Here is an 11800-nt window from a genome sequence, read left to right on the forward strand (position 1 = left end):
GTCCACCCTACGAGACCTTTTGGATCGGAAAGCTAGTCGAACAGGCTCGACACCGACTCTTCGGCGGCGGTGCGCGCGATCGCGTCCGAGATCAGGCTGGCGATTGGCAGCGTGCGGATGTTCGGCGCCTTGGTCACCGCTTCGGTCGGCAGGATCGAGTCGGTGATCACCAGCTCCTTCAGCTTCGAGCCGGAGATGCGGGCGGCCGCGCCGCCGGAGAGCACGCCGTGGGTGATGTAGGCGTAGACATCCTTGGCGCCCTTGGCGATCAGCGCGTCGGCCGCATTCACCAGCGTGCCGCCGGAATCGACGATGTCGTCGACCAGGATACAGCTGTAGCCGGAGACGTCGCCGATCACGTTCATGACTTCGGATTCACCCGGACGCTCGCGACGCTTGTCGACGATGGCGAGCGGGGTGTTGATGCGCTTGGCGAGGCCGCGGGCGCGGGCCACGCCGCCGACGTCGGGCGAGACCACCATCACCTTGCCGAGGTCGAAACGTTCGCGGATGTCGCGCACCATCAGGGGGGCAGCGAACAGATTGTCGGTCGGGATATCGAAGAAGCCCTGGATCTGGCCGGCATGCAGGTCGAGCGTCATGACGCGGTCGACGCCGGCATGGGTGATCAGATTGGCGACGAGCTTGGCCGAGATCGGCGTGCGCGAGCCGGAGCGGCGGTCCTGCCTGGCATAGCCGAAATAGGGGATCACAGCGGTGATGCGGCGCGCCGAGGAGCGGCGCAGCGCGTCGGTGATGATCAGCAGCTCCATCAGATTGTCGTTCGCAGGAAACGAGGTCGACTGGATGATGAAGGCATCCGAGCCGCGGATGTTCTCCTGGACCTCGACGAAGATCTCCATGTCGGCGAAGCGCCGGACCACCGCCTTGGTCAGCGGCACGTTGAGGCCCTGCGCGATGGCCTGGGCGAGTGCCGGATTGGAGTTGCCGGCGACGAGCTTGATGGAGCCGTTCTTGGCCGACATGGACGCTTCCTCCCGCGCTTTGCTGGATACGACGTTCAACATCAGAAAATACCCACTGGGAGCACGGTTACGACGGGCGAGGAAATATCAGGCCGGGGGCCGCAATGGCAACCCGGGATGCTACGTTTTCCCTTTGAAATCCTGAGTCCGGCCAACGGCTTGGCTGCATCTTGAGCCCGTGGTTTAGCGGGGGTTATCACTCGGCATAGCCGAGCGCCGAGGCCGGCAGGTCAGGCACTGGGCTCTCCTTGATCACGCTCGCCACCGCCGGTCCGCGCAGGCCGGGAGCCGCGCTAGGTGTATCCGGCGCTCCGTTGATCATGTTGGAAAGTCCGCTGAATCCGGCCTGGGCGATCTTCCGCAGCACGAGGTCGTCGGCCGCCGCCCATGCATCTCGGCCGCCCTTGGCCGAGGTCGGTTCCTCGCCGGAGAGGCGCAGCGCCCGCTGCTGGTTGGCGTCGTAGACGTCCCAGACCCAGGCGATCACGGTCTTGCCGCGCACCACCTGGGCGGAGAGGTAGCTGCGCACGCGGTAGGCCGCCGTCCCCTCGCGGGAGACCACGGAGAGGCTGCGCAGCTTGGATTCGCTGTCGAGTACGCCAACCATGCGGTCGAACACTTGGGGTGGCGGCCCGTCGATCGACTCGAATGCCACCGTCGCTCCCGAGCCGGTGCTCGGCGCCATCGCATAGGAATTGGCGGCATTGCCGCCGCCACCGGCGCAGCCGCCAAGCGCGGCCGCCGCCGCCAGCAGCATGACCGCCAGCACGCGCGAACCCGCACGGCCCAAGATGAACGACGCGTCCCTCATTATGGAGGGCAGCGATATCGTTAAAATCGATTAAGGTCTAGGGCAGAGGCGACATAGACCACTGTCATCCGGTCCAGGTACGCCCCGGAATGACACGAGGTTGCTCTTGTGTTCACGCTTCCAGCGCGATCGCGTGAACGTGCCGGCCGTAATCCGGCTCCTTGCGATGCACCGAGCGGCGATAGCTGAAGAAGCGCTCGTCGGCGTAGGTGTCGAGACCAAGGTCGTCGATCATCAGGATGCCGGCCGCCTCCAGCCGCTTGCGGATGAAACCGGCGAGATCGAACATCGCGTGACCCTCGCGCACCGAGGGAATGAAGAACACCGCGTTGTCCGCGTCGGCCTCGATGAAGCGCGCGACGAACTCGTTGCCGACCTCGTAGCTGTCCTGGCGGATCAAGGGGCCGATCGCGGCGATGATGCCGCTGCGCGTGGCGCCGAGCTTCTCCATGGCCGAGATCGTTGATTCCAGCACGCCTGTCAGCGCGCCCCTCCAGCCGGCATGCGCACCGCCGATCACGCGCGCGTTGGGGTCGACGAACAGCACCGGCCCGCAATCGGCGGTGGAAACGCCGAGCGCAATGCCGGGCGTCTTCGTGACCAGCGCGTCGCCCTTCGGCCGCGGTCCGCTCGGCCACGGCAGTTCGGCGATGAGCACGTCGGGCGAATGGATCTGATGCAGGCTGATGAAGCGCTCCGGCGCGACGCCGACATGCTCGGCCATGCGGCGGCGGTTTTCCGCAACGAGGGCCTGGTCGTCGTTGGAGCCGAGCCCGCCGTTCAGCGCGGCATATATGCCGCCGGAGACACCGCCCTCGCGGGTGAAGAAAGCATGGCGCAGGCCGGGCACCGCCGACAGCAGCGACGAGGCAACAGTCATCAATTTCCTCCGGCGTGTTCGAGATCGCTGAGGCCGGCAATGCCTGACAGCCGCGGCTCGGAGATGCCGAGCACCTTGAACATCGAGCCCATGCCGCTGCGCCCCGTATCGGTCAGGCGCTTGAGTGCGACCGAAATGTCGGTGGCCACCTCCGGCGTCGCCTTCTGCATCAGGGCGGCGGCGCGGGTATCGATGCCGACGCGCTTGAGGAAGTCGCCTTGCGTCACCGGGCCGTGCACCCGTGCACCGACATCTTCCGCCGCGCGCGCCAGCGCCTGGAAATCGACGTGGGCGGTGACGTCGGCTTGGCCCGGCGCCTTCAACGGATCGGTGAAGGTATGGCGCGCGATGGCCTGGAACGTGTCGCCGGCATCGCTGCGTAAGTGGCCATAGTCGATGATCAGGGCAGCGCCGTCCTGGTCGCGCACGCGCGTGGCGAGCTTCATGATCTCCCCGTCCGGCCGCCATTCGAACACGGCGCCGACGGGGGCGGCGCGCACCAGAGGCGGCAGCAGCACCTCGAAGCGCGGCGTCGGCTCGGACGCCGCGCCAAACTGCAGCTTGCCGTTCGGGTCGATCTCGATCACCCGCTCGTGCCAGCCGTTCTCGCCCTTCACCATCTGGTGGATCGGCAGCACGTCGAAATATTCGTTGGCGAGGATGATGCCCGGTCCTTCCGGCACGTCGTCGATGCTGTCGTGCCAGGAGATGTTGCGCACGCCCGCCAGCGTCGCGCTCTGCCGCTCGCGCAGCACGGGATTGACCTCGACCATGTGGATGTGGAGCGCCTGGTAGAGCGGCGGCAGCACGCGGAGCGCGCGCAGCGCATCCGCCATCATGGTGCCGCGGCCGGGGCCGAGCTCGATCAGCCGGAGGAATTGCGGCGAGCCCATCTGCTTCCACACCGAGGCGGTCCACAGGCCCAAGAGCTCGCCGAACATCTGGCTGACCTCGGGCGCGGTGGTGAAGTCGCCCTCACGCCCGAGTGGATCGCGCGAGACGTAATAGCCATAGCGCGGATGCATCAGGCACAGTTCCATGTACCGCCAGACCGGCATGGGACCTGAGGCTTTGATCAGTGCCTTGATCTCGTTGAGTAGCGGCTGGTCGGTCACGGCGTGCTTTCTCGAAATGAATTAACGAACGGCCTCGATCGGCTCCGGCGCACCGCGCCGCACTGCCAATACAATAAGTATGAGGCCGACAATAAGCATCGGGATCGACAACAGCATGCCCATGGTTAACCCGCCCCAGAGGTAGCCGAGCTGGACGTCCGGCTCGCGGAAATGCTCGCCGATGATCCGGGTCAGGCCGTAGATCAGGATGAAGCTGCCGAGGATGAGCCCCGGCCGCTTCAGGGCGCCGCGGCGGATCATCACGGCGAGCACGATGAAGAGCAGCAGCCCCTCCATGCCTGCCTCGTAGAGCTGGCTCGGATGGCGCGGCACGTCACCGCCGGTCGGAAAGATCATGGCCCAGGGCAGGCTGGGGTCGGCAGCGCGGCCCCACAATTCGCCGTTGATGAAGTTGGTCAGCCGCACCAGAAAAATCCCGATCGGCGCGACGCCGCAGGTGATGTCGCCGAGCGACAGGATCGAGATGCGGTTCTTCCGGGCGAACCACATCACCGCGACGACGCAACCGAGGAAGCCGCCATGGAAGGACATGCCGCCTTCCCACAATTTGAAGATGGCGGCCGGGTGCTCGATGAAGAAGGGCAGATTGTAGAACAGGACGTACCCGGTGCGGCCGCCGACGATGATGCCGAGCGTCACCCACAGGATGAAATCGTCGATCTGCACCAGGCTGATCGGCGACGAGCCGGCCCACAGCTTGTCGTTCTTGATCAGTGCGCGGGCATAGAGCCAGCCGAACGTGATCCCGCAGATATAGCCAAGCGCATACCAGCGGATCGCAAACGGCCCGATCTGGAGTGCGATTGGACTGAACGAGGGAAAGTCGATGAGCAGAAAGGGCATCACGCCTTCTATGTCTAGACGAGATTGCGGCGATAGAGCGCCAGCAAACGCTCCCAGTGCCGCTCCGCGGCGTCGCGGTCGTAGACCGGACGCTTGGGAAAGGCAAAACCGTGATGCGTGCCTGGATAGATCTCGACCTCGGCTTTGGTCCCGGTCATGCCCTGCCTGACCTTTTCGATGATTTCGGTCGGCGCGTAGATGTCGGTCTCCGCGCAGGCGAAATAGAGCTCGGCTTTGGTTTTGCTTGCTGCGAGATGCGGGCTGTCGTCCTGGTCGGTCGCAAGCTGCGTGCCGTAGACCGAGGCGGCGGCCTTGACGCGGTCGGGGAAGTGCGTGGCGGCATTCACGGCGTAGCGTCCGCTCATGCAATAGCCGACGGTGCCGACGATCTCAGTGTTGGCGGCCGCCTGGCCCTCGGCATAGGTGAGCAGGGCGCGCGTGTCGTCCATGATCATGGGAATGGTGAGCGAGCCCATCAGCGCGAACATGCGCTTGCGCTCCGGCGCGTTCGGGTCGGCCGGCAGCGCGCCGAGCTCCATCACGCCGGAACGGTAATAGAGGTTCGGCAGCATCACGTAATAGCCTGATGTCGCGAACCGGCGCGCCATGTCGCGCAGCTCTTCGCGGATCGCCGGCGCATCCATGTAGAACAGGATGACCGGAAACGGTCCGCCGCGTTCGGGATGGCTGATGAAGGTTGCGGTGTGGCCGTCCTTGGTGGGAATCGCGATCTGCTGGTCGATCATCTGATACGCCTTCTGATTCTTCTTATGCCGGGACGTTGAATACGATTGCAAGGAAACCGGGGCATGACAAGGATACCGCCGCTTCGCTCTTGAACCGTTCGGTGCGGATTGCCATTGTCTTTTCGAATGTTCGCGCAAAGTTTATCGCAAGGCCGCCAGGAGACCGACATGACCCAGACCAGCAACCGGTTTTTCGACGAGATCGGCCGCCTGATGAACGACGCCGCCGGTGCGGCTCAGGGCGTCAAGCGCGAGTTCGACACGGTGATGCGCACCCAGGCCGAAAAATTCCTGCGCGACATGGACCTCGTCAAGCGCGAGGAGTTCGAGGCGGTCAAGGACATGGCCCGCCTGGCGCGTGAAGAAAACGAGGCCCTGAAGGCGCGGATTGCTGCGCTGGAGGCCAAGCTCGGCGGGTGACGCCTCCCGGCGTCATTCCGGGGCGATGCGAAGCATCGAACCCGGAATCTCGAGATTCCGGGTTCGGCCGCTGTCGCGACCGCCCCGGAATGACGGCAGATCCGGTACCTTCCACCAGCCCATTCTCCTTGTCATTTCCGCATCTTCCGGGTAAAAGCCCGCCACGTCCGCGGCCCCCGCACCCCTGGAGGCTTGCTGTGGACCATGCCATGGGCCGCCTTGCGGCCCATTAACTTTTGAAAAAACAAGGACTTAACGACATGGCGACGACCGTCAAGGAATTGAAGGCGACCGCACGTCCGAAGAGCGGCAAGGGGGCCGCCCGGGCTGAGCGTCGCGCCGGGAGAGTGCCCGGAGTGATCTATGGCAACAACCAGCCCCCCGTCACGATCTCGATCGAAGATCGTGAACTGCGCCAGCGCATCCTCGCCGGCCGGTTCCTGACCACGCTGGTCGACATCGATCTCGAGGGCAAGAAGCACCGCGTGATTCCGCGCGACTACCACCTCGATCCGGTCAAGGACTTCCCGATCCATGTCGACTTCATGCGGCTCGGCGAAGGCGCCACCATCCGCATCAGCGTGCCCCTGCACGTGGTGAAGGCGGAAGGCTCCCCGGGCGTGAAGCGCGGCGGCACCGTCAACATCGTCGCCCACGCCATCGAGCTCGAATGCGGCGTCGAGAGCATCCCGCAGTACATCGAGGCCGATGTCGGCTCGCTCGAAATCGGTCACTCGCTGCATCTGTCGGACGTCAAGCTGCCGGCCGGCGTGAAGGCGCTGACCCGCGAGGACGCGACCCTCGTGACCATCGTGCCGCCGTCCGGCTACGCCGAAGAGCAGAAGGCTGCGGCTGCAGCTGCTGCTGGTGGCGCGGCTCCGGCTGCGGGCGCTGCTGCTCCAGCGGCTGGCGCGGCTGCTCCGGCGGCTGGTGCTGCTGCTCCGGCGGCTGCCAAGGCGCCCGCCGGCGGCGACAAGAAGAAGTAATCTCTCAAAGCTGGCGCGCGGTCTCTAGCCGCGCGCCGAGCGAGGGGCGCGCCGCGTCATGCGACTCTTTGTTGGGCTCGGCAATCCCGGCGCGAAATACGCACGTAACCGGCACAATATCGGCTTCATGGCCGTCGACGAGATCGCGCGGCGTCATGGTTTCTCGCCATGGCGCCGTCGTTTTCAGGGCGAGACCTCGGAAGGGGCGCTGGGCACTGAGCGCGTGATCCTGCTCAAGCCGACGACCTACATGAACGACTCCGGTCGCGCAGTGCAGGAGGCGGCGAGCTTCTTCAAGATCGCGCCGGGCGACGTCACCGTGTTCCACGATGAGCTCGAACTGCCGCCGGGCAAGGTGCGGGTGAAGATCGGCGGCGGCATCGCCGGCCACAACGGCCTGCGCTCGATCTCGGCGCATATCGGCAACGACTATCGCCGGGTGCGGCTCGGCATCGGTCATCCCGGCGTCAAGGAAATGGTGCACGGCCACGTGCTGTCGGACTTCGCCAAGGCCGACAACGAATGGGTGGCGACGCTCTGCGACGCGGTCGCCGAGCATGCCGCACTGATCGCCAAGGGCACGGACGCAACCTTTGCCAACAGGGTGCATCTTGCCATGCAGGCGAAGGGATTTTTGACCAAGGACGAGAACGGCAAGGAATAGCACCTGTCATCGCCGGACTTGATCCGGCGATCCATCGTTCGAAGTGATGAATGCGTAGGGTGGGTTAGCCGAAGGCGTAACCCACCATGTCACGGCAAGGAAATTGGTGGGTTACGCTTCGCTAACCCACCCTACGAGGACCACCATGGGATTCAAATGCGGGATCGTCGGGTTGCCCAATGTCGGCAAGTCGACCTTGTTCAATGCGCTGACCGAGACGGCCGCGGCGCAGGCTGCGAACTATCCGTTCTGCACCATCGAGCCGAATGTCGGTGAGGTCGCCGTGCCCGATCCGCGGCTCGACAAGCTCGCGGCGATCGCCAAGTCGGGCCAGATCATCCCGACCCGGCTGACCTTCGTCGACATCGCCGGTCTCGTCCGCGGTGCCTCCAAGGGTGAAGGCCTCGGCAACCAGTTTTTGGCCAACATCCGCGAGGTCGACGCCATCGCGCATGTCGTGCGCTGCTTCGAGGATTCCGACATCACCCATGTCGAGGGCAAGATCGCCCCGCTCGCCGACATCGAGACCATCGAGACCGAGCTGATGCTCGCCGACCTCGACAGCCTCGAGAAGCGCGTCGACAACCTCACCAAGAAGGCCAAGGGCAACGACAAGGACGCCAAGGAGCAGCTCGACCTCGTCAACCGCACCCTGGTGCTGCTGCGCGACGGCAAGCCCGCGCGCCTCGTCGAGCGCAAGGCCGAGGAGGAGCGCGCCTTCTCGATGCTCGGCCTCTTGTCATCCAAGCCCGTGCTCTATGTCTGCAACGTCGAGGAAGGCTCGGCCGCGACCGGCAACGCCTTCTCCAAGGCGGTCGAGGAGCAGGCGGCAAAGGAAGGCGCCGTCGCCGTCGTCATCTCCGCCAAGATCGAATCCGAGATCGCGACGATCTCGCGTGAAGAGCGCGCCGACTTCCTGGAGACGCTGGGTCTTGAAGAGGCCGGCCTCGACCGCCTGATCCGCGCCGGCTACTCGCTGCTCCAGCTCATCACCTATTTCACCGTGGGACCGAAGGAAGCGCGCGCCTGGACCATCCATCGCGGCACCAAGGCGCCGGGCGCGGCCGGTGTGATCCACACCGATTTCGAGAAAGGCTTCATCCGCGCCGAGACCATTGCGTATGAGGATTACGTCGCGCTGAACGGCGAAGCCGGCGCCCGCGATGCCGGCAAGCTCCGCCTCGAAGGCAAGGAATACGTCGTCGCCGACGGCGACGTGATGCATTTCCGGTTCAATACGTAAGCCGCAAAGAGCGGCCTCGTAGGGTGGGCAAAGCGAAGCGTGCCCACCACATCTCTCTCAAATCGAAGAATGGTGGGCACGGCGCAGTGCGCCTTTGCCCACCCTACGAGGCCGGTGATTACGGCACCCGCGCCCGCCTCACCGCATCCCGCCGCCCTGGTCCCGGATCGCGCCGAGATGCTCGTTGATGCGGAAGACGATCAGGATCAGCTCCGCGACGATGCGCGAGAACACGATCCCGACCACGACGCTCGCGATCGACGACAGCAGCACCAGGAAGCCGCCGAACGGGCTGATCGCCATTGCAGCGAGGCCGGAGAAGATGCCCGAGAGGCCGAACAGGCAGATCAGCGCGATCACCAGCCAGTAGAAGGTCTTGATGATCGTCGGCGTGATGAAGCGGTCCCATTGGAACAGGTCGCTGAATGAAAACATGGCTCTCCCCAAGCAAATCGGGACGTCAAATCGGGTTTCGGCTGCCGATCGATCCGACTCAAATCAACGCCGATCCCCCGTATGTAGCACGAGCCATGCGGGACGGCGGGTTGAGATTGCCGCAAAGTGCGGCCACAATCTGTCATTCCCGCAAAGCTTTCCCAAGATGACCCTGACCTTCGAAGATTTCCCTCCCGGCCGGTTCGGAACGTTCGGCCCGCGCCATGTCACCCGCGACGAGATTCTGGCCTTCGCCGCCGAGTTCGATCCGCAGCCGATGCACCTCGACGAGGAGGCAGCCAGCAAGAGCATGCTGCGCGGCCTGTCCGGCTCGGGCTGGCACCTCTGCTCGCTGATGATGCGGATGATGGCCGACGGTTTCATCACCCGCGCCGCGTCACTGGGGTCTCCCGGCGTCGACGAGGTGCGCTGGTTGTCACCTCTGCGCCCCGGTGACGATCTCACGCTCGATGTCGACGTGCTGGAGGCGCGGGTCTCGAAGAGCCGCCCCGGGCTCGGCATCGTCAAGTTCAAGTGCACCGCGCGCAACGCCGCGGGGCAGGCGCTCGCCGAGATGACCTCGCCGATCCTGATCAAGCGGCGCGAGGGAGCGGTCTGATGCGGTTCTTCGAAGACATCGCGATCGGACAGCGCCGCGAGATCGGCGCCTATACGTTCACGGCGGAGTCCATCAAGACGTTCGCCGCGAAGTTCGATCCGCAGCGCTTTCACCTCGACGAGGAGGAAGGCAAGAACTCGCTGTTCGGCGGGCTCGCGGCCTCGGGCTGGCATGTCGGCTCGGCCTGCATGAGCCTGCTTGTCGCCGACGGCCAACGTCTGGCACGCGAGGCCGCAGCGCGCGGCGAGGAGGTCGCGGTCTGGGGGCCGTCGCCGGGCTTTCGCGACCTGCGCTGGATCAGGCCTGTGCTCGCCGGCGACACCGTCTCTTACGTCAACGAAGTCATCGACAAGCGCAGCTCCGCCTCGCGTCCCGGCTGGGGCATTTTGACGGCCCGCACCACCGGCACCAACCAGCGCGGCGAGGAGGTCTACTCCGTCACCGCAAGTGCCTTCGTGCCGCTGCGAAAGGGCGCGTAGTTTAGAATCGATCGAGCGATTGCTCTTCTTCCCTTCTCCCCTTGCGGGAGAAGGTGGCGCGAAGCGCCGGATGAGGGGTTCTCTCCGCGAACGCGCCTGCCGAGACAGACCCCTCACCCAAGCGAGTTTGCGTCCACCTGCGTCGCTGCCCTCTCCCACAAGGGGCGAGGGCGCAGCAATGCGCATCCCGCGCGTTGCTAGATTGTCATGGGGAGGGGAACACTGCCGGATCCAGAAACCAACCAACTGTTGCCCGCGCGCTATGGACGCTGTTCGGACCGGCTGCCATAAGCCTGCGCAACATGGTTACCGCGAAGCAATTGCCGGAACCATCAAGTTGCTAACCAATTATGAACCTGTCGCTGTCTATTTGAACGAATAGACAGAGACAGGGGACGAGGACCATGGCTGACCGCGGCGCACTCAAGTTTGTTGGATTTATCTTTGCGACCGCGACGCTGGCCGTGATGCTGGTCGCCGGCATGGTGGTGAAGGGCTATGCCGACGGCGGCTACACCCTGGAAGCCTCGACCGTGGACGCTGACCGGTAACGGTCTGTTAAAGTTCCGGGGCTCTCAGCCCCGCCTCAGCGGCTATAGACGAACGCCAGCACCGCGATCGCAACCGCCAGCAATCCGACAAAGCGCAGCATGATCGTGCCGAACTGGTTCGGCGCGGGCCGCAGCGGTATGGGGTCCGTGGTGTCGGGCCGAATGCTTTCCATCTGACATGTCCCCTGAGCCCGGCCGCGACGGCACGGGCGCTTGGCATTGGTCGCCGGGGAGCGGCGGAGGGTTCAAAAGTACACCCTCGTGTCCCGGACGCGCTGCAGCGTGCAGCGCTGCTGCGCAGAGCCGGGCTCCATCGCGCCGCGTGTTCATCCTGACTGTGGGCCCCGGCTCTGCGGCGCGTCACTGCGTGCCGCACCGCGTCCGGGGCACGAGACATCCCCACAAATCAAAACCGCCGCGCCCCCTTCCGGGAACGCGGCGGCCAATGACGCTTGAGACCAGCGATCAGCTGTTGCGCAGGCCGTCGGCGGCGCGCTTCCACTGCGCGACGTTGTCGGCGATCATGCGGGTCGACTTCATCGCGGCCTGGCTGAGCTGGGCGTAGCCGGAGATCTCGCGCTGGACGCGCTGGCCTTCGGCATGGAGCAGGTCACGCAGGCTCTCGAGCTCGGAGATCAGATTCTCGATCTCGGCGAGGGAGGTGCCAGCGACGCGCTGAATCAGCGAGTTGACATTGGTGACGGTCGCTTCCGCGCTCGCATCGAGCGGCGGCGCGTCGGTGGTCGACGCCGGACGGCGCAGATAGGCGATGTCGTTGCGGACGAAATCACGGATGCCGGCTTCGACCTCGGTTACCGCGGCGAGATTGCTGTCGACGGCGGTCTCGGTCTCGGCGGCCTCGATCTTTTCCGGACGAATGGCGTTCATCGTTGTTCCCCTGTTCGCGTTGAGCGCAGCGCGAGTGTCCCCCGCACGACGAATTCGGTCAGCCCGACTAGGGCGTCGGATTTTGACCGCAACTTGGCCGAGATACGGCAAGG

General features: G+C 65.0%; 16 protein-coding genes. 7 read left to right on the forward strand and 9 right to left on the reverse strand.

What is annotated here, in order from left to right:
* Positions 1-32: 32 nt before the first annotated feature.
* The 6 genes from QA649_RS07765 to QA649_RS07790 form a co-directional block, all read right to left on the reverse strand.
* Complete coding sequence (locus tag QA649_RS07765) at positions 33-986, reverse strand: ribose-phosphate pyrophosphokinase (RefSeq protein WP_026312887.1); 954 nt, start codon at positions 984-986, stop codon at positions 33-35.
* A gap of 196 nt (positions 987-1182) precedes the next feature.
* Positions 1183-1797 carry a hypothetical protein gene (locus QA649_RS07770; protein ID WP_283023661.1) on the reverse strand — a complete coding sequence of 205 codons (615 nt, stop codon included), beginning with the start codon at positions 1795-1797 and terminating at the stop codon, positions 1183-1185.
* A 112-nt stretch (positions 1798-1909) separates the two neighbouring features.
* On the reverse strand, positions 1910-2677 hold the full coding sequence (gene pgeF / locus QA649_RS07775; RefSeq protein WP_283023662.1) for a peptidoglycan editing factor PgeF: 768 nt from the start codon (positions 2675-2677) through the stop codon (positions 1910-1912).
* Positions 2677-3792 carry an SAM-dependent methyltransferase gene (locus QA649_RS07780; RefSeq protein ID WP_283023663.1) on the reverse strand — a complete coding sequence of 372 codons (1116 nt, stop codon included), beginning with the start codon at positions 3790-3792 and terminating at the stop codon, positions 2677-2679. Before QA649_RS07780 ends, pgeF begins: the two co-directional genes overlap by 1 nt.
* A gap of 21 nt (positions 3793-3813) precedes the next feature.
* On the reverse strand, positions 3814-4656 hold the full coding sequence (gene lgt / locus QA649_RS07785) for a prolipoprotein diacylglyceryl transferase (protein WP_283023664.1): 843 nt from the start codon (positions 4654-4656) through the stop codon (positions 3814-3816).
* A gap of 14 nt (positions 4657-4670) precedes the next feature.
* Positions 4671-5402, reverse strand: coding sequence for a dienelactone hydrolase family protein (locus QA649_RS07790; protein WP_283023665.1), 732 nt, complete (start codon positions 5400-5402; stop codon positions 4671-4673).
* Between the two features lie 168 nt (positions 5403-5570).
* Between QA649_RS07790 and QA649_RS07795 the strand changes: the two genes are divergently transcribed.
* The 4 genes from QA649_RS07795 to ychF all read left to right on the forward strand — a co-directional run bounded on the left by QA649_RS07795 (position 5571) and on the right by ychF (position 8715).
* On the forward strand, positions 5571-5822 hold the full coding sequence (locus QA649_RS07795) for an accessory factor UbiK family protein (RefSeq protein ID WP_018648337.1): 252 nt from the start codon (positions 5571-5573) through the stop codon (positions 5820-5822).
* A 260-nt stretch (positions 5823-6082) separates the two neighbouring features.
* Entirely contained in the window at positions 6083-6808 is a 726-nt protein-coding gene (locus tag QA649_RS07800) for a 50S ribosomal protein L25/general stress protein Ctc (RefSeq protein WP_260388101.1), read from the forward strand.
* Between the two features lie 58 nt (positions 6809-6866).
* A complete protein-coding gene (pth, locus tag QA649_RS07805) occupies positions 6867-7472 on the forward strand; it encodes an aminoacyl-tRNA hydrolase (protein ID WP_283023666.1) in 606 nt (201 codons plus the stop codon).
* Positions 7473-7617: 145 nt separating this feature from the next.
* On the forward strand, positions 7618-8715 hold the full coding sequence (gene ychF / locus QA649_RS07810; RefSeq protein ID WP_018648334.1) for a redox-regulated ATPase YchF: 1098 nt from the start codon (positions 7618-7620) through the stop codon (positions 8713-8715).
* A gap of 138 nt (positions 8716-8853) precedes the next feature.
* On the opposite strand, the gene QA649_RS07815 is transcribed toward ychF, so the two are convergent.
* A complete protein-coding gene (locus QA649_RS07815) occupies positions 8854-9150 on the reverse strand; it encodes a DUF4282 domain-containing protein (RefSeq protein ID WP_018648333.1) in 297 nt (98 codons plus the stop codon).
* Positions 9151-9316: 166 nt separating this feature from the next.
* On the opposite strand from QA649_RS07815, the gene QA649_RS07820 reads away from it, so the two are divergent.
* The 3 genes from QA649_RS07820 (at position 9317) to QA649_RS07830 (ending at position 10799) form a co-directional block, all read left to right on the forward strand.
* Positions 9317-9769, forward strand: coding sequence for a MaoC family dehydratase (locus tag QA649_RS07820; protein WP_283023667.1), 453 nt, complete (start codon positions 9317-9319; stop codon positions 9767-9769).
* The gene (locus tag QA649_RS07825) at positions 9769-10248 is read left to right on the forward strand and encodes a MaoC family dehydratase (protein WP_283023668.1); all 480 of its coding nucleotides are present in this window, start codon (positions 9769-9771) and stop codon (positions 10246-10248) included. The genes QA649_RS07820 and QA649_RS07825 overlap by 1 nt, the downstream gene beginning before the upstream one ends.
* A 404-nt stretch (positions 10249-10652) precedes the next feature.
* A complete protein-coding gene (locus QA649_RS07830; protein WP_018648330.1) occupies positions 10653-10799 on the forward strand; it encodes a hypothetical protein in 147 nt (48 codons plus the stop codon).
* 35 nt (positions 10800-10834) lie between these two features.
* Here the strand turns inward: QA649_RS07830 and QA649_RS07835 are convergent, their stop codons facing one another.
* Positions 10835-10972 carry a hypothetical protein gene (locus QA649_RS07835; RefSeq protein WP_018648329.1) on the reverse strand — a complete coding sequence of 46 codons (138 nt, stop codon included), beginning with the start codon at positions 10970-10972 and terminating at the stop codon, positions 10835-10837.
* A 292-nt stretch (positions 10973-11264) separates the two neighbouring features.
* Entirely contained in the window at positions 11265-11687 is a 423-nt protein-coding gene (locus QA649_RS07840; RefSeq protein ID WP_283023669.1) for a hypothetical protein, read from the reverse strand.
* Between the last annotated feature and the right edge of the window lie 113 nt (positions 11688-11800).

The organism is Bradyrhizobium sp. CB1717 (genome assembly GCF_029714325.1).
GTDB lineage: Bacteria > Pseudomonadota > Alphaproteobacteria > Rhizobiales > Xanthobacteraceae > Bradyrhizobium.

Coding starts and splice junctions, on each gene's coding strand:
- QA649_RS07835 (WP_018648329.1), bottom strand. CDS start 10,972: ATGGAAAGCATTCGGCCCGACACCACGGACCCCATACCGCTGCGGCCC.
- lgt (WP_283023664.1), bottom strand. CDS start 4,656: ATGCCCTTTCTGCTCATCGACTTTCCCTCGTTCAGTCCAATCGCACTC.
- QA649_RS07770 (WP_283023661.1), bottom strand. CDS start 1,797: ATGAGGGACGCGTCGTTCATCTTGGGCCGTGCGGGTTCGCGCGTGCTG.
- QA649_RS07795 (WP_018648337.1), top strand. CDS start 5,571: ATGACCCAGACCAGCAACCGGTTTTTCGACGAGATCGGCCGCCTGATG.
- pth (WP_283023666.1), top strand. CDS start 6,867: ATGCGACTCTTTGTTGGGCTCGGCAATCCCGGCGCGAAATACGCACGT.
- QA649_RS07830 (WP_018648330.1), top strand. CDS start 10,653: ATGGCTGACCGCGGCGCACTCAAGTTTGTTGGATTTATCTTTGCGACC.
- QA649_RS07840 (WP_283023669.1), bottom strand. CDS start 11,687: ATGAACGCCATTCGTCCGGAAAAGATCGAGGCCGCCGAGACCGAGACC.
- QA649_RS07790 (WP_283023665.1), bottom strand. CDS start 5,402: ATGATCGACCAGCAGATCGCGATTCCCACCAAGGACGGCCACACCGCA.
- QA649_RS07820 (WP_283023667.1), top strand. CDS start 9,317: ATGACCCTGACCTTCGAAGATTTCCCTCCCGGCCGGTTCGGAACGTTC.
- QA649_RS07765 (WP_026312887.1), bottom strand. CDS start 986: ATGTCGGCCAAGAACGGCTCCATCAAGCTCGTCGCCGGCAACTCCAAT.
- QA649_RS07825 (WP_283023668.1), top strand. CDS start 9,769: ATGCGGTTCTTCGAAGACATCGCGATCGGACAGCGCCGCGAGATCGGC.
- QA649_RS07815 (WP_018648333.1), bottom strand. CDS start 9,150: ATGTTTTCATTCAGCGACCTGTTCCAATGGGACCGCTTCATCACGCCG.
- ychF (WP_018648334.1), top strand. CDS start 7,618: ATGGGATTCAAATGCGGGATCGTCGGGTTGCCCAATGTCGGCAAGTCG.
- QA649_RS07800 (WP_260388101.1), top strand. CDS start 6,083: ATGGCGACGACCGTCAAGGAATTGAAGGCGACCGCACGTCCGAAGAGC.
- pgeF (WP_283023662.1), bottom strand. CDS start 2,677: ATGACTGTTGCCTCGTCGCTGCTGTCGGCGGTGCCCGGCCTGCGCCAT.